The organism is Pedobacter yulinensis (assembly GCF_003029735.1).
Classification (GTDB): Bacteria; Bacteroidota; Bacteroidia; order Sphingobacteriales; family Sphingobacteriaceae; genus Pedobacter; species Pedobacter yulinensis.
The window spans coordinates 1,155,495-1,177,352 of record NZ_KZ686268.1; the positions used below are offsets into that span (position 1 = coordinate 1,155,495).

At 48.8% G+C, this 21,858-nt stretch carries 21 protein-coding genes and 2 tRNA genes; 12 read left to right on the top strand and 11 right to left on the bottom strand.

From position 1 onward, the window contains the following. The first annotated feature begins 20 nt into the window (after positions 1–20). Positions 21–1,100 (top strand): glycine cleavage system aminomethyltransferase GcvT, encoded by a 1,080-nt coding sequence (gene gcvT / locus C7T94_RS05120; RefSeq protein ID WP_107214212.1) that lies wholly within the window; start codon positions 21–23, stop codon positions 1,098–1,100. Positions 1,101–1,102: 2 nt separating this feature from the next. Further along, complete coding sequence (locus C7T94_RS05125) at positions 1,103–1,825, top strand: 2-phosphosulfolactate phosphatase (protein ID WP_107214214.1); 723 nt, start codon at positions 1,103–1,105, stop codon at positions 1,823–1,825. On the opposite strand, the gene C7T94_RS05130 is transcribed toward C7T94_RS05125, so the two are convergent. Then, the gene (locus C7T94_RS05130) at positions 1,822–2,637 is read right to left on the bottom strand and encodes a patatin-like phospholipase family protein (protein ID WP_107214216.1); all 816 of its coding nucleotides are present in this window, start codon (positions 2,635–2,637) and stop codon (positions 1,822–1,824) included. The genes C7T94_RS05125 and C7T94_RS05130 overlap by 4 nt on opposite strands. 138 nt (positions 2,638–2,775) lie before the next feature. Between C7T94_RS05130 and C7T94_RS05135 the strand changes: the two genes are divergently transcribed. Both C7T94_RS05135 and C7T94_RS05140 read left to right on the top strand, forming a co-directional pair. After that, on the top strand, positions 2,776–3,450 hold the full coding sequence (locus C7T94_RS05135) for a porin family protein (RefSeq protein WP_107214217.1): 675 nt from the start codon (positions 2,776–2,778) through the stop codon (positions 3,448–3,450). A 13-nt stretch (positions 3,451–3,463) separates the two neighbouring features. Next, on the top strand, positions 3,464–5,104 hold the full coding sequence (locus tag C7T94_RS05140; RefSeq protein WP_107214218.1) for an NAD+ synthase: 1,641 nt from the start codon (positions 3,464–3,466) through the stop codon (positions 5,102–5,104). A gap of 90 nt (positions 5,105–5,194) precedes the next feature. On the opposite strand, the gene C7T94_RS05145 is transcribed toward C7T94_RS05140, so the two are convergent. The 4 genes from C7T94_RS05145 to rsmI all read right to left on the bottom strand — a co-directional run bounded on the left by C7T94_RS05145 (position 5,195) and on the right by rsmI (position 8,973). After that, the gene (locus C7T94_RS05145) at positions 5,195–5,605 is read right to left on the bottom strand and encodes an OsmC family protein (RefSeq protein WP_107214219.1); all 411 of its coding nucleotides are present in this window, start codon (positions 5,603–5,605) and stop codon (positions 5,195–5,197) included. 173 nt (positions 5,606–5,778) lie between these two features. Then, positions 5,779–7,398, bottom strand: coding sequence for an apolipoprotein N-acyltransferase (gene lnt / locus C7T94_RS05150; protein WP_107214220.1), 1,620 nt, complete (start codon positions 7,396–7,398; stop codon positions 5,779–5,781). Between the two features lie 11 nt (positions 7,399–7,409). Further along, positions 7,410–8,078 (bottom strand): PH domain-containing protein, encoded by a 669-nt coding sequence (locus C7T94_RS05155; RefSeq protein WP_107214221.1) that lies wholly within the window; start codon positions 8,076–8,078, stop codon positions 7,410–7,412. A gap of 181 nt (positions 8,079–8,259) precedes the next feature. After that, positions 8,260–8,973, bottom strand: coding sequence for a 16S rRNA (cytidine(1402)-2'-O)-methyltransferase (rsmI, locus tag C7T94_RS05160; RefSeq protein WP_107214688.1), 714 nt, complete (start codon positions 8,971–8,973; stop codon positions 8,260–8,262). 82 nt (positions 8,974–9,055) lie between these two features. Between rsmI and serS the strand changes: the two genes are divergently transcribed. Then, entirely contained in the window at positions 9,056–10,327 is a 1,272-nt protein-coding gene (gene serS, locus C7T94_RS05165) for a serine--tRNA ligase (protein ID WP_107214222.1), read from the top strand. 102 nt (positions 10,328–10,429) lie between these two features. Here the strand turns inward: serS and C7T94_RS05170 are convergent, their stop codons facing one another. From C7T94_RS05170 to ileS, 5 genes are all read right to left on the bottom strand, one after another. Next, positions 10,430–10,744, bottom strand: a complete 315-nt coding sequence (locus tag C7T94_RS05170; RefSeq protein ID WP_107214223.1) for a hypothetical protein — start codon at positions 10,742–10,744, stop codon at positions 10,430–10,432. A 163-nt stretch (positions 10,745–10,907) separates the two neighbouring features. After that, on the bottom strand, positions 10,908–11,606 hold the full coding sequence (locus C7T94_RS05175; protein WP_107214689.1) for an SIMPL domain-containing protein: 699 nt from the start codon (positions 11,604–11,606) through the stop codon (positions 10,908–10,910). Positions 11,607–12,058: 452 nt separating this feature from the next. After that, positions 12,059–12,661: a lipoprotein signal peptidase gene (locus tag C7T94_RS05180; protein ID WP_107214224.1), complete on the bottom strand. Its 603-nt coding sequence runs from the start codon at positions 12,659–12,661 to the stop codon at positions 12,059–12,061. Next, positions 12,661–13,044 carry a TraR/DksA family transcriptional regulator gene (locus C7T94_RS05185; RefSeq protein WP_107214225.1) on the bottom strand — a complete coding sequence of 128 codons (384 nt, stop codon included), beginning with the start codon at positions 13,042–13,044 and terminating at the stop codon, positions 12,661–12,663. Before C7T94_RS05185 ends, C7T94_RS05180 begins: the two co-directional genes overlap by 1 nt. A gap of 4 nt (positions 13,045–13,048) precedes the next feature. Continuing rightward, entirely contained in the window at positions 13,049–16,438 is a 3,390-nt protein-coding gene (ileS, locus tag C7T94_RS05190) for an isoleucine--tRNA ligase (RefSeq protein WP_107214226.1), read from the bottom strand. Between the two features lie 81 nt (positions 16,439–16,519). Here ileS and C7T94_RS05195 point away from each other — a divergent pair, with 81 nt between their 5' ends. Next, on the top strand, positions 16,520–16,711 hold the full coding sequence (locus tag C7T94_RS05195; RefSeq protein WP_107214227.1) for a hypothetical protein: 192 nt from the start codon (positions 16,520–16,522) through the stop codon (positions 16,709–16,711). An 11-nt stretch (positions 16,712–16,722) separates the two neighbouring features. After that, positions 16,723–17,016, top strand: a complete 294-nt coding sequence (locus tag C7T94_RS19290; protein ID WP_162618551.1) for an isoleucyl-tRNA synthetase — start codon at positions 16,723–16,725, stop codon at positions 17,014–17,016. Here C7T94_RS19290 and C7T94_RS05200 read toward each other — a convergent pair. Further along, positions 16,953–17,507, bottom strand: coding sequence for a transposase (locus C7T94_RS05200; protein ID WP_107214228.1), 555 nt, complete (start codon positions 17,505–17,507; stop codon positions 16,953–16,955). The genes C7T94_RS19290 and C7T94_RS05200 overlap by 64 nt on opposite strands. A 188-nt stretch (positions 17,508–17,695) precedes the next feature. On the opposite strand from C7T94_RS05200, the gene recO reads away from it, so the two are divergent. From recO to C7T94_RS05225, 5 genes are all read left to right on the top strand, one after another. After that, the gene (gene recO / locus C7T94_RS05205; RefSeq protein ID WP_107214229.1) at positions 17,696–18,421 is read left to right on the top strand and encodes a DNA repair protein RecO; all 726 of its coding nucleotides are present in this window, start codon (positions 17,696–17,698) and stop codon (positions 18,419–18,421) included. 65 nt (positions 18,422–18,486) lie between these two features. Beyond that, positions 18,487–18,564 (top strand) — tRNA-Val (locus C7T94_RS05210). Between the two features lie 248 nt (positions 18,565–18,812). Next, positions 18,813–20,900 carry a CehA/McbA family metallohydrolase domain-containing protein gene (locus C7T94_RS05215; protein WP_239494932.1) on the top strand — a complete coding sequence of 696 codons (2,088 nt, stop codon included), beginning with the start codon at positions 18,813–18,815 and terminating at the stop codon, positions 20,898–20,900. A gap of 96 nt (positions 20,901–20,996) precedes the next feature. Further along, positions 20,997–21,071 (top strand) — tRNA-Val (locus tag C7T94_RS05220). A gap of 28 nt (positions 21,072–21,099) precedes the next feature. Further along, entirely contained in the window at positions 21,100–21,660 is a 561-nt protein-coding gene (locus C7T94_RS05225) for a pentapeptide repeat-containing protein (RefSeq protein WP_107214230.1), read from the top strand. Positions 21,661–21,858: the final 198 nt, after the last annotated feature.

Below are 21,858 nucleotides of genomic sequence, written 5' to 3' on the forward strand. Positions count from 1 at the left end.
CGGGAAAACAATTTTTACACATGAAAAATACTGCACTCACCGATAAACACCTCTCATTAGGCGCAAAAATGGTCCCATTTGCCGGTTATAATATGCCGGTTCAATATGAGGGAATCAATGCCGAACATGCTGCCGTGCGCAACTCGGTCGGTGTTTTCGACATCAGTCATATGGGCGAGTTTATCCTGAAGGGTGAAGGCGCACTCGACCTGATACAAAAGATAACCAGCAACGACGCGTCAAAATTGTATCCTGGTAAGGTGCAGTATTCCTGTCTGCCGAACACCACAGGTGGTATCGTCGATGACCTGGTCATCTATTGCCTGGATGAAAAGAGTTACCTGCTGGTTGTGAACGCTTCGAACATCGGAAAAGACTGGAACTGGATCAGCCAGCACAATACTGAAGGCGTAGAAATGGTCGACATTTCTGACAAAACATCGCTGCTGGCAGTGCAGGGGCCTAGAGCTGCAGATGCGCTTCAGGGCCTGACCGATATTGACCTGGGCTCGATGGGATATTATAGCTTTGAGAAAGGGAATTTTGCAGGCTTTGACAACGTACTTGTTTCTGCTACCGGATACACCGGCGCAGGCGGTTTTGAGATCTATTTTGACAACGACAAGGCAAGTGCCATCTGGGATGCCATTTTCGAGGCAGGCAAACCTTACGGCATCAAACCGATAGGGCTTGGCGCCCGCGATACATTGCGCCTGGAAATGGGCTTCTGTTTGTACGGCAACGATATCGACGACACCACCTCTCCGCTTGAGGCCGGCCTGGGCTGGATCACTAAATTCACCAAACCATTTACCAATTCAGCGCAGCTGCAGGCACAAAAAGAAGCGGGAATTGCCCGCAAACTGGTCGGCTTTGAAATGGTAGACCGGGGCATACCGAGACATGATTATCCGATTGTTGATGAGGCCGGTAATACCATTGGCCGCGTTACCTCGGGAACCCAGTCGCCTTCCCTGCAGAAAGCCATAGGTCTTGGTTATGTTGACAAGGCCTTCAGCAAAGAAGGGTCAGAAATTTTTGTTTCCATACGCAACAATAGCATCAAGGCAAAAGTGGTCAAATTACCCTTTTACAAATAAACATGCAGCGAAAAATCGAAGTTTGTTTAACGCCTGCCTTGCTGCATCTCTACAATATTGAACAACATATCGTTGTGGTTATCGACATCCTGCGGGCAACCTCGTCCATAACTTACGGCATCGAGAATGGTGCCACCGCCATCATTCCTGTTTCACAGGTGGAAGACTGCCTGGCCTACCAGGATAACGGATACCTGCTGGCCGCCGAACGCAACGGGGAGGTAGTTAAAGGGTATGATTTTGGCAATTCACCATTTTCCTATACTGCAGAAAAAGTGGCAGGGAAAACGATTGTGCTTACAACGACCAATGGTACCAAAGCCCTGCACCTGGCCAACAAGGAACACAATACGGTCGTGATCGGCTCTTTTCTCAACCTGGAGGCGCTTTGCAACTGGCTGGCCACAGAGCAACGCGATGTGTTGCTGCTTTGTGCCGGCTGGAAAGACCAGTTCAATCTCGAGGATACGCTTTTTGCCGGAGCTGTCGTACAACGGCTGCGCGGCAGATTCACCCATTTTGATGACTCGGGCGTAGCTGCAGAAGACCTTTACCTGCTGGCCAGAAACGATCTGCGGGCTTACCTGCACAAGTCTTCGCACAGCCACCGGCTTGCCGAACTGAATATCGAAGAAGATGTGCGTTTCTGCCTGCAGACCGACACCTGTTCGGTAATACCGGTATTACAGGGCGACCGGTTGGTGCGCATGACCCCGGGATCTTAACTGCTGGCGGCATCGCCAGCATCTTTCTTAAGCAAGATGTTGTTTTCGACCAGGGCCCGCAAACTCTCGTCAGCCCGGATCGTTTTAAGGGCTTCTTCGTAAGCCAGCCAGTAGATTGTTTCGGCTTTGGCCATGTCGAATGTGCTGATTTCGCCCATACCCTTGGGCTCTACCATCACATTGCAAAAGGCTGCCTTCTGTTCCATATCTTTATTGATCGACATGACGCCCGCACGTCCCATCAACCGTGTAATGTTAGTGATCTTATCGACCGCGCGCAGATGATTGCAGGATGAGCCGATAATGTAATCGCAATTGTTAAGCAGGGGTTCGACAGGAAAATTGTTAAGCACACCGCCATCCACATACATTTGCCCGTCGATCATGATAGGCCGGAAAATTCCCGGAATACAGCTGCTGGCCAGTATGCTTCTAATTAATGGGCCCTGATCAAAATACACAAGCCGGCCTTCGCTAAAGTTAACAGCAGCAATGGTGAGTGGTATTTGCAACTTTTCAATCCGGTCTTCCGGAAAAAAGGTCTTCAGCAGTTCTGCCGTACGTTCAATGCTGATCAGGCCAAGGGATCCAACGGCGGGCCTGATGAACCTGAGCAGTTTTGTTTTAATGAATATGTCCAGGCCCTCTTGCGGATCAATGCCTGCAGCGAAAAGCGCACCTGCTATAGACCCTGCGCTGGTGCCGCTGATGTGACTGAACCTGATACCCAGATTCGAAAAGGCCTTTAGTACGCCAAGGTGCGCAATGCCCCTGATTCCACCCCCGGATAATACGATTCCAACTTTCATCATGTTATTTTGTTGTGATATGACAGGCGCGCAGACCACCGGTGCATACGGTTGCAAAAAGCAGGATTTTAAATCTCCAAGAAACCTTAAAATAGATAGATTTGGGAAGTTTTACGTTAATCCCTAAACAAATATAACGACATGAGAAGATTCGCGACGGTCATACTGGTCTTATTTTTTGCTGTCCAGGCACATGCACAATTCATTCCGCAAGGCAATTATGGTTTCAGACTTGGGCTGACCGCTCACCCAACCTTTGGCTGGATCAAAGGCGAACGAGTTAAAGGCAATGGCCTGGGGCTGGGATTTTCTTACGGCCTCATGGGCGATTTTAATTTCGCAGAGAATTACAGCTTCACCACCGGTCTTACGGTAACGACGTTGAACGGGAAAAGTACTGAGCTGGATGTTATGCCTTACGATGAAAACAGCCGGGAAAAAGCCGACGCTTATGACCTGAAATACCGCATTCAGTATCTTGAATTGCCCATCACGCTGAAACTGAAAACGGCGAAAGTTGGCCTGCTGCGGTGGTACGGCCAGTTTGGGCTTTCGAACGGCATCCGCCTGGGGGCGAAACAGGACGCCTCCCGCTCGCCCGGCGGCTACATTACTGACGGGCTTAATATCAATGACGGGACTGCCATTTACCGCGCCGGACTGATCATTGGCGGAGGCGCCGAATATGATATTGACCGGAACGCCAGCTTTACGGCTGGTCTTACCCTGAATAATGGTTTTACCGATATTACAACAGACAGGAGCCGCAATGTGCGGAACCACTACGTTTCTCTGAATTTAGGCGTATTCTTTTAAGCAGCTAACACATATGAAAATTGCCCTTGCCCAACTCAATTACCACATTGGTAATTTCGAAACAAATACCCGCAAAATGATCGAATGCCTGCATGCTTCGAAAGAAAAAGGTGCCGACCTGGTCGTCTTTGCAGAACTGGCCATTTGCGGTTATCCGCCGCGCGACTTTCTGGAGTCGGCTGCTTTCATCGACCTGTGCCGGCAGGCGGCAGGGGAGGTGGCTACCCACTGCCAGGATATCGCCTGTATTATTGGCCTCCCGATACCGAATGAGGAAGCAGGTGGCAAGGACCTGTTCAACGCGGCCTGGTTCATTGAGAATGGACAGGTGTCCGCTGTTGTGCGCAAAGCTTTGCTGCCTACCTACGATGTGTTTGACGAATATCGGTATTTCGAACCTGCGCGGAGTTTCGGCTGTATAGAATTTATGGGTAAAAAAATTGCGCTGACCATTTGTGAAGACCTCTGGAACATCAATGACAATCCGCTGTATGTAAGCAACCCTATGGATGAACTGATCCTGGAGCAGCCAGACCTGATGATTAACATCGCGGCATCACCCTTTTCATACACGCACGATGACGAGCGCATCAAGGTGCTGTCAGGCAATGCTGCCAAATACAAACTGCCATTATTTTACGTGAATCAGGTTGGTGCGCAGACCGAGATCATTTTTGACGGTGGCTCGCTCGTTTTTGATGAATCGGGTGCGCTGAAAGCAGAAATGAAATACTTTACTGAAGATGTACAGATTTTCGAGCTTGATGAGATACAGAATGTCAGGAATAAATACCCTGCACAGGAACGCGCCGGCGATATTGAGCAAATCCATGACGCTTTACTACTTGGCATCAGCGACTATTTTCGCAAGTCAGGCTTCAGCAAGGCTGTGCTCGGTTTGTCGGGAGGAATTGATTCTGCCGTAGTGTGTGCCCTTGCCTGCAGGGCGCTGGGACCGGAAAATGTAATGGCTGTTCTGATGCCATCAAAATACAGTACAGACCATTCCCTCAAAGATGCACTGGACCTGGTCGGGGCCATAGGCTGCAAGCATGAGGTCGTGCCCATCAAGGAGGCTGCCGATGCATTTGACAGCATGATGAAGCCTGTCTTTAAGGACATGCCTTTTAACCTGACTGAAGAAAATATCCAGGCGCGCTGCCGGGGCATCGTGCTCATGGCCATGTCCAATAAATTCGGTTATATTTTATTGAACACCTCAAATAAAAGCGAGTGTGCAGTGGGTTACGGAACACTTTACGGCGATATGTGCGGGGCGCTTGCCGTTATTGGTGATGTCTACAAAACCCAGGTGTTTGAGTTGGCCCGCCATATCAATAAGGAACGGGAAATTATTCCTGTTAATACCATTGTAAAGCCCCCTTCTGCCGAATTGAGGCCGGACCAGAAAGACAGCGACTCGCTGCCCGATTATGGAATTCTTGACCAGGTGTTGTACCAGCATATCGAACTGAAGAAGAGCGCGGCAGACATTGTTGCCCAGGGTTTTGATGCTGAAGTGGTTAATAAAACACTGCGCCTTGTTAACCTGGCCGAATTTAAACGCTACCAAACGCCGCCTATTCTGCGTGTCTCGCCAAAGGCGTTCGGCATGGGCCGGAGAATGCCGATTGTTGGGAAATACATGTCCTGAAAGAGGAACTCCCCGCTGATGCGGAGAACCTGAGAGAAGCCAGGTTGTTCTTTTAAGAAAAGAACCCGGGAAACCGGGTTCTTTTTTTATTTAGGCGAGGGTTGCCTCGACCGATATTGATGTGTTGAGAAGTTTGCTGATGGGACAGTTTTTTTCTGCGTCGGCAACTACTTCATCAAATTTTTCCTGTGATATGCCTGGAACGGTGGCGTTCAGGATCAGGTGTGAACTAACTACGGCACCGTTTTCAAATTTAACTTCACATTTTGTTTCCAGCTTATCTGCTGTAAATCCTGCTTCATCAATATTGAACGAAAGTTTCATTGTAAAGCAGCCGGCATGCGCGGCGGCAATAAGTTCTTCAGGGTTGGTGCCTACGCCATCTTCAAACCGGGAATTGAATGAATATTGGGTTTCGTTTAAAACGGTACTCTGGCTGCTCAGGGTTCCTTTACCTGACTTGCCTGATCCTTGCCATACGGCGGTTGCATGTCTTTTCATAATTTCTGAATCTGTGTGCGGCTGTTGCCGAACTGGTTTTGATAAGTCCGGTGACCTGTTGTGATCACCGATTCTAAATTAACGATATTTTTGATCATGTGCCCGGCCGTACTTTTTTTTACTCCTGACAGACATGCTGCGGTATTGCCAACACCCGCTGCATGGTTAACCCGCTATCGTTTTTTTCCGAATTTAAACCACAGTATAACCAGGAGAAATACACCACTTCCCAGACAGGCTATTTTTGCAAGAAGATCGCCCGATCGTACATACAGGGTTAGCTGGTCATTCAGGAGGATGTCTGACTTGATGGCTGTGCTCTTCCACCAGGAGCTTTTGGCAGTGACATCGCCCCGTTGATTGATGAAACAGGATATGCCGGTATTTGCAGAGCGGGCCACGGCCCTGCGGGTTTCGATGGCACGGAGCTTGGCGTATAACATGTGCTGGTCCTTGCCCGAGGTATTGCCCCACCAGCCATCATTGGTAATGATGGCAATGAACTGCGCCCCGTTTCTGACCGATTCACTAATCCAGTCGCCCCAGAGGCTTTCATAGCAGATAACCGGGGTAACGCCTATACCGCTCTGGGCATAAAAAACGGCAGGATGTTCCTGCCAGCCCCAGCCACCAACCGTTCCGCCGAGCTGGGCAAATACGCCATCTAAAAAGGAAAAGACGGCGGGAAAAGGCATGCGCTCAACGCCGGGCACCAGTTTCGATTTGTGGTAGAACTGCACATTCGAGGAATTTTCGACCTGCATGGCTGCATTAAAATTGTCCCGGAAAGTGCCGCGGTTCGGATCAAAGTAGGCAGAAGCCGTTTTTTTTGTGTCGTAATGCGCATTGCTTTCAATGCCGGTGATCAGCGTGCCATTGCGGTACTTGCTTAAAAAGGCTTGCGCCTGAAGGTATTCCCGGTTTTCCCGTATTCCTGCCTCGTCTGCGTAATTGGGTATGGCTGTTTCAGGCCAGATGAAATATTCGGTATTGGGCTGACCCACCGAGTCTGAAAGCCGGGTAAGCAGCTCCACCTGCTGCCATGGTGGAATACTGCCTAATTTTTGATAAGGGTCTACATTGGGTTGTACCACCACCACATTTGATGGCGTACCCATCTCCTTATAACTCAGATACCGGCCGAGCGAAAGACAGGCAGGTACGATGATCCAAAGAGCAAGGTAAAGCCAGAATTTACGTTTTCTCATTGACGCCGGTTGCTTAAATTGCCGGTAGGCCTCGAAGGCGAGAACGTTGCTCAGCAAGATCCATGCAGAGCCCCCGTATACGCCAGTAAATTCATACCATTGGGCAAGCTGGTGCGTCGCGGCCAGTCCGTTGCCCAGCGTCATCCATGGAAAGGACAGGTCCCAGACCTGTTGCAAGTACTCAAGAGCGAGATAGAAACAGATAAGGGCCGCATAACCCGTCCAGCGGCGAACATCGTACTGCAGGCGGTGGTGCAGCCAGAAGGCAAAAGTAAGCAGGAGCGGGCCCAGGCAGAAAGGAATCAACGAAACCGGCAGTGCCACCAGCGGACCATTATATGCACTGATGGCGTTGTACACCCAATAAATGCTGGCGGTGTTCCAGAGCACAAAGGTAAATCCGGCATGAAGAAATACCTGTCTGCCCGCTTTGGGACCGCCCCGGCGGCGAATGTTTTCCAATGCAATAAACAGCGGAACCAGTGCAAAAAGGAGCAATGGTGCGGTATAGGGCATAGGTGGCCACCCGAGCCAGAGCAGCAAGGCGCTGAGCAATGCCAGCAGGTACGTTTTTTTTGTTGACATGGACGTGCCGGTTACAGGCTGTTTAAGATGTCGGCCTTTTTCGCATCATATTCTTCCTGGGTAATCAGGTGTTTATCGAACAATGTCTTGAGCTTTCTCAGTTTGAGCGTCGTCTCATCTTCAGGTTCTGCCAGGGCTGGCGAGGGTTCTGGTGCTGCAAAAACTGCAGGTACTTCGGGAACAGGCATTATGGTTGTTTCCTGTTGCACTTCGGGTTCAGGGTTTGCATGCACCGTAACCGGCGATGGTGATGTACGTTTTTCTTCGAGCAGATCGAGCCGCTGGCGTTCGCGCAGTTGCTCAAGCTGTTCGTTGGCAGCCTGGTTCAGCCTGCGTGCCTGAACTTTTGGTATAAATTCAGTCACAATGTTTTCACCTTGCTGCGGAACGCAAATGAACTTTGAACCGAAAAATTCCTCTTTAAAAGAAACTTCCTTCACGTTCTTCCAGGAAATGTCCTTGAAGTTCATGGTTAAGCCCAGGTTGCCCGGTTCGCAATAAAATATGCGCTTGTTGGTAACGGCAATGCTGTCTGGCAGCAGGTTCACTGCTGGTTTTTTCTGCACCGCCAGGTACAAGATCTCCTCATTGCTGGTCAGGAGGTCATTCAATTTACCGATAACTTTTTCAACGGCCTTGGGGTCCTGCTCGTCGCTTAAAAATCTATCTATTGAGATCATATTCTTTCAAATTGAGTTTTTTTATGATGGTTATTGTCCGCGACACAAATTACAAAATATAGGCCGAAGTATTGGTCGGACGCAGGTTTTTGTAGACTTTGACAGGAGCGGCCGTTTGGGTACACGATCTGCATGTGAACAGAAACGAGTCTGCCAGCGGTTGGATTTAGAGGTGGCAAGCCTATTCCCCGTCATGGCGATCCTTCTGCCGGCCCTTTTCAGGGAGACCGCCGGCAACGCAGATGACGAGTTCGCCTTTGAGCGGGTTGTTTTCGAAATGTATTCTGACTTCGCTGAGGCTGCCCCGAACCGTCTCTTCATAAATTTTGGTCAGTTCGCGGCTTACAGATGCTTGCCGGTCTGCACCAAATGTGGTTTCAAACTCGGTAAGCGTTTTCAGCAACCGGTGCGGACTCTCATAAAAGATCATGGTCCGGTCTTCGGCCGCCAGTTTTTTAAGCCGGGTTTGCCTGCCTTTCTTGACAGGAAGAAACCCTTCGAACACAAAGGCGTCTGCAGGCAGCCCCGAATTAACCAGGGCAGGCACGAATGCCGTGGCGCCGGGCAGGCACTCGACTTCTATTCCGGCTTTGAGTACCTCACGAACAAGATAAAAACCCGGGTCGGAGATGGCCGGCGTTCCGGCATCGGAGATCAGTGCGATTTGCTGCCCCTCTTTCAGAAAACGAACAATTTCTGCGCTTGCTTTGTGCTCATTATGCTGGTGGTGGGCAAAGACACGTTTATCTATGCCAAAATGTTTGAGAAGCGGAGCGCTGGTGCGTGTGTCTTCAGCAAGAACCAGGTCGGCGGCTTTCAGAACCTTAATGGCGCGGAAGGTCATGTCTTCCAGATTGCCGATCGGCGTCGGAACAAGATATAGTTTACCAGTCATGTCGTTGCGTTCGAGCCTGAGTTTTTCCTGAAGGAGCAGGCTTTCTCCCAACTCTTGTTATCTTTGCCAAAAATTAGAAACAATGCTGCAAGTTAACTATATCCGTGAAAATAAGGAGAAAGTTTTGGAACGTTTGGCGGTCCGCAATTTTAAACAACCTGAACTGATTGAGCAGATCGTCTCGAAAGATGATCAGCGCAGGCAGACGCAGGCCGCCCTGGACAACATTTCGGCAGAGGCCAATGCAGCAGCCAAACAAATTGGCGAACTGATGCGCACAGGCAGGAAAGACGAGGCCGAGAACATCAAGGCTAACACCGCAGCTTATAAGGAACAGGTGAAAGAACTTGGCGAGCGGCTCAATAATTTTGAAGAACAGCTGCACCAGTTAATTGTTCAGGTGCCTAACCTGCCACACGAGCAGGTAAGCCCCGGGAGCAGCGCAGAAGATAATGACATCGTGTATACGCATGGCGAGCCTGCTGCACTTGATACGGCAGCCTTACCGCATTGGGAACTGGCGGCAAAATATGACATTATTGATTTTGAACTCGGAAACAAAATTACAGGCGCCGGCTTCCCGGTTTATAAAGGCAAGGGTGCGCGTTTGCAGCGGGCATTGATCAATTTTTTCCTGGACCGTGCTGTTGAAAATGGCTACAACGAGGTACAGGTGCCGCACCTTGTAAATGAGGCCTCTGGTTTTGGTACAGGACAGCTTCCCGACAAGGAAGGACAAATGTACCACGCAGGTGTAGATAACCTGTTCCTGATCCCCACAGCCGAAGTTCCCGTTACTAATCTTTACAGGGACGTAATCCTGAAGGAAGAGGCGCTGCCGGTAAAGCATACGGCCTATACGCCTTGTTTCAGGCGCGAAGCGGGCTCTTACGGTGCGCATGTACGGGGGCTGAACCGGCTTCACCAATTTGATAAAGTTGAACTGGTGCAGATCAACCATCCTGAGCAGTCTTATCAGACACTTGAAGAGATGAGCAATTATGTACAATCCTTACTGAAAGAGCTGGGCTTGCACTACCGGGTGCTGCGTCTGTGCGGTGGCGATATGGGTTTTACATCGGCCATGACGTACGATATGGAAGTATGGAGCGCGGCACAGCAGCGCTGGCTTGAGGTGTCTTCTGTTTCAAACTTTGAGACTTACCAGAGCAACCGCCTGAAACTGCGGTTTAAAGGAAAAGAAGGAAAGACCCAGCTCGCACATACATTGAATGGAAGTGCGCTTGCCCTTCCGCGAATCGTTGCGGCTATTCTTGAAAATTATCAAACCAGCGAGGGCATCCGGATTCCCGAAGCGCTTGTGCCCTATACCGGTTTTAATTTAATCAACTAACATCTGAATATAAGGAGATAAAAAAAGCTTCCGCGGCTGTGCTGCGGAAGCTTTTTTGTGTAGGCCAGATGCAAGCATCTGTGGTGTGTTGAAGGCAGTATATTACAGGATCAGGATGAGCAGAAGAATGATAATGATGATGGCTCCTACCGAAAGGTAAACGCCGCCTGACATTGCCCGCGCCTGATTTTTCATTTCTTTTAATTCTTTACGCAGGGCTTTGCGGTCCTCTTTAGAAAGGTTTGATTTGTCCATTGACCGGATCTCTTCGACGCGATCAGTGATCTTTTTCAATTGAGCGCGCTGTTCAGCCGATAGCTCGGAAGGGTTTTTTGCTTTTTTGTCTGCAGCCGAAACGGTATTTGCCGACAGTCCCAATGAAAAGAAAAGGACGAGTGTGTAGATGAGTTTTTTCATGTATTGAGGATTAAGTGTCTGATTCAGCTAAACAAAAAACCTACCAAGCTGTTCTGGTAGGTTTTTTGTTTAGTTCGTCGATTTTGCAATCGATTGATTAACAGATTTTTGCGATCAATCGCAGATTTGAAGTTCTGCGCAGATTGTCCAGCACACTATACAACTACCTGATCTCGAAGACGACGTTGATGTTATAACTAAGCTTTATCTTTTTGAAATCGAGTTCGGGGGCAGACGCGGCGTCGGCCATTTCGGCTTTGGCCATGGCGTAATTTCTGAACACCGGCTGGTTGATGTTGTCGTTACCGAGGTCCTGGATGTCAATAGCCGATCCGAGCTTGCTGCCGAGTGCTTCTACCATATAGGTCGCTTTTTCTTTGGCATCCATGAGCGCCTTGATCTTCATTTCTCTTCTTAACTCTTTAAGTTTCGAGTAGTCATAGCCATCAATGTTTGTGTTGCTGATGCCCTTCGGATCTATGGCGCCAATAATTGCGTTAAACTTATTCAGGTCGCTTACTTTTAGCCGGTATTGTTTGCTGGCCAGGAAATCCGGGTTCTTCTTTTTTTCGGTTGCATAATTGTAGCTGGCCAGGTTGTTAACGGTAAGGTTCTCTTTTGGAATGCCCGCTTTCTGAACCGCTGTATAAAGCTGGTTTTCGAGCCTGGTGATGTCTATTTTTCTTTTACTGTTGTTATTTTCAAGATACTCCTTAAGCGAAATGTTCACATAAATGATGTCTGGTGTAACCTCGATTTCAGAATTGCCGGTAACCGTGATCTTTTTGCGCAGGTCTGCCTGCTGAGCCATGGCACTGATACTAACAAGTGTGGCAAGGGCGAAGGTGATGAACTTTTTCATGATGTTATATTTAATTGTGTGTTTACTATAGTTTGCCGGTATGATGAAAATATCATACCAATTCCACAAGGATGTCCTGAACTTTTACGAAAAAAAGTCAGCGGCTCGCGAAACGTAATGAGCATCAGTTTTGCTACAGTTGTCTGATCTTAAATTGCCAAAATCTGATTAGTGCCTCGGTGTCACGGGTTTATGGATGGGGGTGCGGGGATTGAAAGAGTATGCCCGCTTTTCATACAAAATCAGCGCGCGGGAGAGAAGGGGCTGAGGAAAAGCAACCGTGTTCACTGAATGAGTCGTTCCCGATCAGGCAATCTAACCGGATCATCTTCGGATAGGCCAAGAGCGAAGAACATCGCGTGCAGCCGCCGGCCAAATTGACCCCGGGAAGGGTTCGGTAGGGCAAAAAAAAAGCTCCGGCTGGTTGCCGGAGCTCATTTTATGGAGGGTTATTAATCTTCTACAACTTCGTTATTGATGCTAATCTCATCTTTTTGATCTTCTTTGAAGTATTTTTTCTGAAAGATCAGGATGAGGATCACGCCGACTGAAATGGCTGCGTCTGCCAGGTTAAAAACCGGCCTGAAGAAGATGAAATCTTCGCCACCCCAGATAGGCACCCAGGCAGGGAACGTTCCCTGGATAATGGGAAAATAAAACATATCGACTACACGGCCATGAAGTAAGGTCGCATAGCCGTAAATTTTACCGTAAAAGACAGAGTCGATGATGTTGCCCAGGGCTCCTGAAAAAATGAGTGCGACATTGAGAATTAATCCACGATGATATTTGTGTCTGATCAGGTAGTGCAGTCCGTAGCCGATACCTGCTACGGCAACAATCCTGAACAGAGATAATGCAAGTTTGCCGAACTCCCCGCCAAATTCCATACCGAAGGCCATCCCGTTATTTTCTGTAAAATGAAGGATGAACCAGTTTCCAAGTATTTTGTGTTCCTGCCCATAAAACATGGTGGTTTTAACCCATGTTTTTATGGCCTGATCAGCGATCAGAACCAGCAGAATAAGAATCAGGGGTTTCGTATATCCTTTCATTAAGATTGTTTCAATTTGGCTTCCATGCTTAGTGTAGCGTGCGGTACCGCGCGCAGGCGCTCTTTCTGGATCAGTTTACCGGTTTCCCTGCAAATACCATACGTTTTGTTTTCAATGCGAACAAGGGCATTCTCAAGGTTGTCAATGAACTTTTTCTGTCTGGCCGCGAGCTGATTAATCTGCTCTTTTTCCATGGTCGCCGAGCCGTCTTCAAGGGTCTTGTAAGTTCCGGAGGTATCTTCGGTGCCGTTGGCATTGGGATTACTGAGCGATGAGGTGAGCTCGTTAAATTCTTCTTTGGCTATGCGCAGTTTCTCCAGAATGAGTTCTTTAAACTCCTGAAGCTCCGCATCAGAATAACGGGTCTTTGTGCTATTTTCCATGTTTTTATTTTTTTATAATCAAAATTTGAAGTTCAACATCTTCGATTATGATTTTGTTTCCACTATTTAAACCGTTAGTTAATTCTAAACTTTCTGCCAGTACTTCTTCGCAGATATAAGCGCGGTTGTTTTCGACAGCCTGCCTGATGCGTACATCCTCCTGCAACTGAACTTCAATTTTATCTGTTACTTCGAACCCTTGTTCTTTCCGCAGGTTCTGGATCCTGTTAACAAGTTCACGCGAAAGACCTTCCTGTCTAAGGGCGTCGGTAAGCGTGATGTCAAGTGCTACCGTCAAACTACCCAGGTTGGTCACCTGCCATCCCGGGATGTCTTCGGCGATGATCTCTACATCTTCGATGGATACGGTATAAGCGGTACCAGGAACCTGCATCTCCCCGGCTTGTTCAAACCTGGTCAGATCTTCCTGGCTCAATTCCGTAATGGCCGCTGCAACTGACTTCATATCTTTGCCAACTTTTGGCCCCAGCGCTTTAAAGTTCGGTTTCACTTTCTTTTTAACAAAGCCTGCTGTGTCGGTAATGTATTCAATGTCTTTGACATTGGTTTCAGAAAGGATCAATTCTTTGACCAGTTCTATTTTGCTTTGAAAATCTGCGTCAAGCACTGGGATGAGGATCTTCGCCAACGGCTGGCGAACATTGATACCTGTTTTCTTACGCAGCGACAGAACCATTGACGATACCTGCTGGGCCAGTTCCATGCGCTCGTTCAGTGCCCGGTCTATCAGAGTCGGGTCGGCATCTTTCCACAAACTCAGGTGAACAGAGGCTTCTGCCGATTTTTTTACATCGAGGTTTTTGTAAAGCCAGTCTGCAAAAAATGGTGCGACAGGCGACATCAGCTGGGCAATAGTTTCAAGACAGGTGAAAAGCGTTTCGTAAGCGGCTTTTTTATCGCTGGTCATCTCACCTTTCCAGAAACGCCGGCGCGAAAGGCGTACGTACCAGTTGCTCAGGTGTTCATCGACAAAGTTTTGAATGGCCCGCGCTGCCCGCGTAGGCTCGTATGCCGCATAACTGTCATCTACTTCTGTAACCAGGGTTTGCAGCAGGGATAGGATCCAGCGGTCAAGTTCTGTGCGTGATGCAACCGGGGTTTGCTGGTCGCGGTCTATCTCAAATTTATCAATGTTCGCATAGAGCGCAAAAAACGCGTAGGTATTATACAACGTTCCGAAGAACTTGCGACGCACTTCGTCCAGTCCTTCTGTATTGAACTTCAGGTTATCCCAGGGCGAAGCATTGCTGATCATGTACCAGCGGGTTGCATCTGCACTGTAGGTCTCAATGGTACTGAACGGATCAACCGCATTCCCAAGGCGCTTGGACATTTTGTTGCCGTTTTTATCGAGCACCAGTCCGTTAGATACCACATTTTTAAACGCAATTCCCGGATTGTTAAGGCGTTCGTTGATGGCCATGATCTCGTCGCTCGATTCGCTTAACATCACCGCAATGGCATGCAGGGTGAAAAACCAACCTCTTGTCTGGTCCACGCCTTCGGCAATGAAATCTGCCGGATAGGCGTTTTCAAACAGGTCTTTGTTTTCGAAAGGAAAGTGCCATTGCGCATAGGGCATAGCGCCGCTGTCAAACCAGACATCAATCAGGTCGGCCTCGCGTGTCATTCGCTTGCCTGAATCAGAAACCAGGATGACATCGTCCACGTACGGGCGGTGCATATCTTTCAGCGTGAAACCGGCGGGCATCAGGCCAGCTTCAATGGATTTCTGGATTTCGGCTTGCAGTTCTTCAATCGAGCCAATGCACTTTTCTTCGGTCCCATCTTCGCTGCGCCAGATAGGAAGGGGCGTACCCCAATAACGTGAACGGGAGAGGTTCCAGTCGACCAGGTTTTCCAACCAGTTCCCGAAACGGCCTGTGCCGGTCGCCTCCGGCTTCCAGTTGATCGACTTGTTCAGCGCAGCCATTTTCTCTTTCAAGGCAGTGGTCCTGATAAACCAGCTGTCAAGCGGATAATAGAGAATCGGCTTGTCTGTACGCCAGCAATGCGGATAGCTGTGCTCGTATTTTTTTACATCAAAAGCCTTGTTGTCTTCTTTAAGTTTGATGGCGATCAGAACGTCGGTCGGTTTGAAATCGGCCGCATTGCGTTCTTCATCGCTATAGTATTCTTCTTTCACATACCGGCCCGCGAAGTCGGTAACCTGCGGCAGAAATTTTCCTTGCTTATCAACCAGGGGAAGTTCATTTCCCTTTTCGTCTGTAACCAGGACCGAAGGCACACCGTTTTCCCGAGCAACGCGGAAGTCGTCTGCGCCATAGATCGAAGCGGTGTGAACGATACCGGTACCATCTTCTGTAGTCACAAAATCGCCGGCTATAACGCGGAATGCATTTTTCTCCAGGTCTTCATTCGTTACGTAGGGCATAAGCTGATGATAACGCAGGCCGACGAGCTGCGATCCCTCAAACTCGGCTTTTATGGACCAGGGAATCAATTTGTCGCCGCCCTTGTAATCATCGAAAGAAAGGTCTTTCGCTTCATTTTTGAAGTATTTTGATACCAGGTCTTTCGCCATGACAACGCTGACAGGCAAATACGTATACGGATTAAACGTGCGGATCTTTACGTAGGTGATTTTATTGCCAACAGCCAGTGCACAGTTTGATGGAAGTGTCCACGGGGTGGTTGTCCAGGCAATGATCGCCGTTTCCTCGCTGTCGTCTTCAAAAAGAACCGGCAGCAGCGGATGCTCCTGCTCTCTTTTCAGCTTGAACTCGGCAGTGATCGACGTGTCCTTCAGCATTTTGTACGTTCCGGGCTGATTAAGCTCATGCGAACTCAGCCCCGTTCCTGCAGCCGGCGAATAAGGCTGAACAGTGTATCCTTTATAAAGTAAACCCTTGTTGTACAATTGTTTGAGGATCCACCAGAGGGTTTCTATGTACTCATTGTGATAAGTTACATAGGGATTTTCAAGGTCGACCCAATAGCCCATTTTTTCAGTCAGGTCGTTCCACACATCCGTGTAGCGCATGACCTCTTCTTTACAGGCGGCGTTGTATTCCTCAACAGTGATTTTTTTGCCGATATCTTCTTTTGTGATGCCCAGTTTTTTCTCAACGGCCAGTTCAATAGGCAGGCCATGGGTGTCCCATCCGCCTTTGCGTTTAACCTGGAAACCCTTAAGCGTCTTGTACCGGCAAAAGATGTCTTTGATGGCCCGGGCCATAACGTGATGAATGCCGGGCATTCCGTTTGCAGAGGGGGGACCCTCATAAAACGTGAAGGGGTTGGACTGGGAACGGCTGCTGATGCTTTTTTCAAAGATATTTTCAGATTTCCAGAACTCCAGTATTTCCTCTCCTATTTTGGCAAGCTCAAGTTGTTTAAATTCCCTATACATCAGTGCAGTATCGTTCAAAAATTAAGGTTGCAAAGTTAAGATTAATGATTGATAAATGGTAGTTTTGGGCTGAATTAGTTTATGAAAAATCAATTCCGGAATGGCCTTGTCTGTATGATAACGGCGTTGTTGCTGATTCCTGCCGCGGCCTTGCTGAGGGCGAGTGATTCTTTTGCACTGGCGGGACGGATTTTGTTTGGTTTCGGCATGGTTTTAGAAGTTGTTGGCCTGGCGCTGGTGCTCTTTTCTTTATTCGGCGACAAAAAATCTTAAAATTAATTGCGATGAAGGTTGTAAAGGTAAAACGGTCTGGTGTTGCGGCAGTGATGGGGATCGTACTGGCGGTGGCAGGCACGGTAATGAGTTCATACAAAATTACGGGCAGTGTGTATGTGCTGCAGTTGGCAGGCGTGCTCATGATCCTTGCAGCTCTACTCTTTTTATATCCTATTTTAATTGCCAGGAAAGACCGGGAAGGAAACGTCCGGGTTATTACCGATGTGAAAGGTTTACATCATGCCGAAGCGCCGAGACCCGCGGCCGAAGAAGAAAAAAATCCTGCTCCTTCAAAAAGCTGATTGTACAGGTAAGACTCATGTTGTGATGAATGTTTGCGCCATGCCTCGAACTGGTTGAATGAAGAATACCGCCATTCGCCCGGGGTTTGGCAAAATCCGCTTCTTACCGGATTTTCATGAATGTAGTCGATCAGCGTATTCAGGTACACATCGTTTTTCACTGCTCTTCTGCGTGTCCTGTTGATGAACAGCGCACCCCTGCGTTCAAACATTCTATTATAGGCTTTCGTGTAGCCGTTTAACAGGTTGCTCAAGGGCCGCATGAGTTTGTGGTGTACAGCATTATCCTGCAAGTGAAACCTGACGAGAAAATGGAAATGGTTAGGCATCAGGCAGTAACAAAAAGTATGAGCAACGGGATCAATGTACTCGTGGTACCGTTCCAGGAAGTAGCGGTAGTTTTCAGCACACCTGAACAGGTTTTCAAAGCCAACGGCATGGCCGAAAATGTGGAAGAAGCGCCCTTCTTCAAAAGAATCAAAATATTTCATAACCAGGGGATGTATTGTAAATGTAAATATTTTGTTTTATAGTTAAAATTATTTGCTGTAAAAATTGGATATGATTCGAAAAATTTCTTTTTTTTATAATTACATCCTTCTCCAACACCTTCTAGGTTTTTAAAACCTAGAAGGTGTTGGGAGCGGCTAATTCCCTACCTTTGCGTAAAAGCCGGCCAATGTTGCACAAACTGAAAGGGATCGTACTGAAAACTACCGATTACTCGGAAAGCAGTGTGGTGGTGCAAATTTTTACCGACCTTTTCGGTACCCAGTCTTATCTCATTAACGGTGTCAAAAAGCCCAGGGCAAAGATTAGCCTCAACATGCTGCAGCCTTTACACCTGCTTGATCTGGTTGCTTATCACAAAGCATCAAACCAGGTACAGCGTGTCGCCGAGCTCAGGACTTCGCCGGTTTTTACCAGCATTCCCTACGATCTGGTGAAACGGACCATTGTCATTTTCCTGAACGAGGTGCTGTACAAAAGCATCCGCGGGCAGGATGCCGACCAGAATCTTTTTGACTTTATTCACCATGCCTTGTGCTGGCTGGATGGTTCAGGCGGTCAGGACCAGAATTTTCACTTGTCGTTCCTGCTCAAATTAACCGGTTTCCTGGGTTTCGGGCCGGGCGGCACGGGCCGGGGCGACCACTTGTACTTCGATCTGCAGGAAGGAGCGTTTGGATCTGCCCTGCCTTCGCACCCATATTTTTTGGATGAAGAAGACGCCGATCTGTTTTTAAAACTCTTCCGCGCGAAATTTGATTCACTTCATGAATTGTCGATCTCTACTACGAGAAGGCGAGCGATACTTGGCAAAATATTGATCTACTACCAGTTACATGTAGCCGCTTTTGGTGAAGTGAAATCGCACAAAATTCTCGAGGAAATACTTTCCTGAAAAATTTTAAAAAATATTTGCAGAGAAAGATAAAGGCGCTATATTTGCATTCCCAAACGGGACGAGGGAGATTAGCTCAGCTGGTTCAGAGCACCTGCCTTACAAGCAGGGGGTCACTGGTTCGAACCCAGTATCTCCCACCAAAAGCCTGAAACGAAAGTTTTGGGCTTTTTTGTATCTGCATTTTCCGGCAGAATCTTTTGCATTCGCAATTGAACCCAGGACCTCCAAAAACGGATTTCTTAAGCACCCATAAAATTTGGTCCTTCTTTTCTCAGGTGCACATTCCATTTTGGTTTCCCGAATGCGCATTGCGCGGAAATTCGATTTAGCAGAATCCATGCGCATGTTTCCGGGAAAATCTGTATGTTGGCATAACCAAAAGCCTGATATGAACCTTCGAACATTTTTAATGGCGGCTGTTTTCCTCAGCCAGATGACAATTGCTCATGCACAGCTCAACGTAGACACCAAACAGTTTAATCCCGGCAGCGGTGCTGCGGTAACGAGGCAGAAAAACCTGGTGCAACTCTCCTGGCCCGCAGGGCTGCAAACGCAGGGAAAAGTAACCTTTGACCTTTCTCCAGGGAACCCATTGTTTAAAACGATAGCCCTCACCGCCGGGGGCGAATCGCATACCATATCAGAAGACCTCGACGCTGCCTTTCTGCTGAGTATCGGCAAAAGGGACCTGCTCTCGCAAAACGGCTGGAATATCTTTTTTGATAAAGTGCCGCTGCGGCCTTATAAAACGTTCCCGGTCACCCTCAAAAAAACAGGCATCACTGTAAAAAGTACCGGCAGCCGCACTATTGTGGTGATTGGCAACCTGGTCGCCGACAGGTTCGCGGGCGAGCTTGAAATTACCTTTTATCACGGCAGTCCGCTATTTAACGTCGCTGCGGTCATGAGCACAAAAGCCGATGCCACGGCGATCGTTTACGATGCCGGGCTGGTTAGCCGGACACAAAAATGGAGCAGTCTATCCTGGACCAGCACAGCCGACCAGGTTCAAACCGCCCCGGTTCAGTATGCCGAGTCGTCCAAAAACCTGTCGGTCAAGTACCGCACCATCAGTGCGCAGGGAAAAGCCGGCGCGCTGGCACTCTTCCCGGCACCGCATCAGTATTTCTATCCGTTGGATGAAGCTTTTAACCTGAAGTTTATCTGGCATGGCAAAGATTACCGCAATATGGTCGATGGTTATGGCATGGGCATCAGGCAGGAACTCGAGGGTGACCGCCGCTTTGTGCCCTGGTTCAATGCCCCACCGGGTACGCGGCAGCGGCTGAACTTTTTCTGCCTGCTCAGCGAGAAGGGGCACCATGATGCGCTGGACGCGGTAAAGAAATTTACAAATGCCGACCGTTACGTCAGCCTTCCGGGCTTCAAAACCATGTCGAGCCACTTTCACAATGAATTCATCATGAATGTGGTGCTGGCCGGAAAACCGGTCCCCGAGAAACCGGAGTTCGTAGACGTCTTCAAACGCATGGGTGTGGATATGGTACACCTTGGCGAGTTCCATTATACCGCTCACCCTAAAGGCCCCGATTCATTGCGCCTGCGCGAGCTGAAGGCTTTGTTTGAACAATGCGAACGCCTTTCTGACCGCGATTTTCTGCTGATCCCCGGCGAAGAACCCAATGAGTTTTTTGGCGGTCACTGGCTGCAGATTTTCCCAAAACCGGTGTATTGGATCATGTCGAGGCAAAAAGGCGTTCCGTTTGTCGAGAACAGGCCGGGCTTTGGAAAGGTATATCACGTAGGCGACAAAGATGACATGCTGCGGCTGCTGAAAGAGGAAGGCGGGCTGGCCTGGACCGCACACGCCAGGACAAAAGGTTCGGTCAACGCCCCGGATATTTACAACCATGAAGATTTTTTCAAGTCTGACCGCTTTATGGGTGCTGCCTGGAAAGCCATGCCGGCAGACCTTTCACAACCCCGTTTGGGCAACCGCGTGCTGGACCTGCTCGATGACATGAACAATTGGGGCGAAAAAAAGACCGTCATCAGCGAGGCAGATTTGTTTACCATTACGCACGAAAACGAAATGTATGCGCACATGAATGTCAACTACATGATGCTTGATGAACTTCCCGCGTACAGACAAGGCTGGAAACCGGTAGTGGAGGCCATGCAGAAAGGCAGGTTCTTTAGCACAACCGGCGAGGTGCTTATCCATGATCTGCGTATCAACGGGCATTTTTCGGGCGAAACGTTGCGCCTGCATGCCGATGGTACCGCCGACGTGCGGCTTAAACTAAGCTGGACATTCCCGATGAACTTTGTAGAGATCATATCGGGCGATGGCAACAAGGTATACCGGGAAAGAATCGACCTGACCGCCACGCAGGCCTTCGGAGCGAAAGACTTCCAGTTCCGCCCAAAGTTGAAAGGACGTAAATGGGTGCGTGTAGAGGCGTGGGACAGCGCGGTGAACGGAGCATTCAGCCAGACCTTTTACCTGAAATAAGGTGTAGCGTGCCAATGACACACAAAAAAGAAAAATTATTCACAGTTTAGCCGGAATTTGTATATTCGCTGCTCGAAACGCAGGTTTCGGCACCCCGGGAGTTTAGCTCAGCTGGTTTAGAGCACTACCTCGACAAGGTAGGGGTCACTGGTTCGAACCCAGTAATTCCCACATCGTTTACAAGCCACCTTCAGGCTGTATGCTACAACATCATTTTACAGATCAGGAGTTTATCCAGGTTCCCTCTTTGGTGGCTGGCAGCTACAACGGCTGCACCATTCAGCATGCCGATCTTGGTCAGGTTAATTTTAGCGGCTTCGAATTTACAGACTGTACTTTCATTGACTGCAACCTGAGCAACAGCATGGTCGCAGGAACGTCCTTTCGCGGCAGCCGTTTCAGCCGGTGCAAAGCTTTGGGTGTCCATTTCAGTGCCTGTAATGCCTTCCTGCTCGACTTCAGCTTTGAACATTGCCAGTTGGACCTCTGTTCGTTTTACAAACTGAAAATTAAAAACACACAATTTACTGCCTGCAGCCTGCGCGAGGCTGATTTTGCCGGTGCCGATCTGACGGGGGCGAATTTCGCAGGGAGCGACCTGAGCATGGCAGTTTTTGAAGGCTGCAACCTGCAGAAAGCCGACTTCAGGTCGGCTTACAATTACACCATCCGTCCGGACCGGAACATGCTTAAAAAAGCCAGGTTTTCCCGTGAAGGATTGCAGGGACTGCTGACTGACTTTGACATTCTCATTTCCTGAGGCCTCGTTCAGCGGCATTAGCCATACCTGGGGCACTCGTCCTGTCTTTGGCTATGGGTTGTTGAGCAAAATTAGCTAAAGATGCTCCATCGCGCTAAGATCCGCCCCTTTAACCTTCACATCACATGATAACTGGTAAAGGCCTGGCGCAACCAGCGGCTCCGGCAGGGCTTGAACGCGATTAATTTCTCCATGAAG

Bases quoted from the DNA above. Each gene is read 5' to 3' on its own strand.
- C7T94_RS05200 (WP_107214228.1), bottom strand. From the start codon at position 17,507: ATGAAATATTTTGATTCTTTTGAAGAAGGGCGCTTCTTCCACATTTTC.
- C7T94_RS05140 (WP_107214218.1), top strand. From the start codon at position 3,464: ATGAAAATTGCCCTTGCCCAACTCAATTACCACATTGGTAATTTCGAA.
- C7T94_RS05195 (WP_107214227.1), top strand. From the start codon at position 16,520: ATGAAAAATCAATTCCGGAATGGCCTTGTCTGTATGATAACGGCGTTG.
- serS (WP_107214222.1), top strand. From the start codon at position 9,056: ATGCTGCAAGTTAACTATATCCGTGAAAATAAGGAGAAAGTTTTGGAA.
- C7T94_RS05185 (WP_107214225.1), bottom strand. From the start codon at position 13,044: ATGGAAAATAGCACAAAGACCCGTTATTCTGATGCGGAGCTTCAGGAG.
- C7T94_RS05145 (WP_107214219.1), bottom strand. From the start codon at position 5,605: ATGAAAAGACATGCAACCGCCGTATGGCAAGGATCAGGCAAGTCAGGT.
- C7T94_RS05155 (WP_107214221.1), bottom strand. From the start codon at position 8,078: ATGATCTCAATAGATAGATTTTTAAGCGACGAGCAGGACCCCAAGGCC.
- C7T94_RS05215 (WP_239494932.1), top strand. From the start codon at position 18,813: ATGAACCTTCGAACATTTTTAATGGCGGCTGTTTTCCTCAGCCAGATG.
- rsmI (WP_107214688.1), bottom strand. From the start codon at position 8,973: ATGACTGGTAAACTATATCTTGTTCCGACGCCGATCGGCAATCTGGAA.
- recO (WP_107214229.1), top strand. From the start codon at position 17,696: ATGTTGCACAAACTGAAAGGGATCGTACTGAAAACTACCGATTACTCG.
- C7T94_RS05225 (WP_107214230.1), top strand. From the start codon at position 21,100: ATGCTACAACATCATTTTACAGATCAGGAGTTTATCCAGGTTCCCTCT.
- C7T94_RS05130 (WP_107214216.1), bottom strand. From the start codon at position 2,637: ATGATGAAAGTTGGAATCGTATTATCCGGGGGTGGAATCAGGGGCATT.
- C7T94_RS05135 (WP_107214217.1), top strand. From the start codon at position 2,776: ATGAGAAGATTCGCGACGGTCATACTGGTCTTATTTTTTGCTGTCCAG.
- C7T94_RS05180 (WP_107214224.1), bottom strand. From the start codon at position 12,661: ATGAAAGGATATACGAAACCCCTGATTCTTATTCTGCTGGTTCTGATC.
- C7T94_RS05170 (WP_107214223.1), bottom strand. From the start codon at position 10,744: ATGAAAAAACTCATCTACACACTCGTCCTTTTCTTTTCATTGGGACTG.
- C7T94_RS05175 (WP_107214689.1), bottom strand. From the start codon at position 11,606: ATGAAAAAGTTCATCACCTTCGCCCTTGCCACACTTGTTAGTATCAGT.
- ileS (WP_107214226.1), bottom strand. From the start codon at position 16,438: ATGTATAGGGAATTTAAACAACTTGAGCTTGCCAAAATAGGAGAGGAA.
- C7T94_RS05125 (WP_107214214.1), top strand. From the start codon at position 1,103: ATGCAGCGAAAAATCGAAGTTTGTTTAACGCCTGCCTTGCTGCATCTC.
- C7T94_RS19290 (WP_162618551.1), top strand. From the start codon at position 16,723: ATGAAGGTTGTAAAGGTAAAACGGTCTGGTGTTGCGGCAGTGATGGGG.
- gcvT (WP_107214212.1), top strand. From the start codon at position 21: ATGAAAAATACTGCACTCACCGATAAACACCTCTCATTAGGCGCAAAA.
- lnt (WP_107214220.1), bottom strand. From the start codon at position 7,398: ATGTCAACAAAAAAAACGTACCTGCTGGCATTGCTCAGCGCCTTGCTG.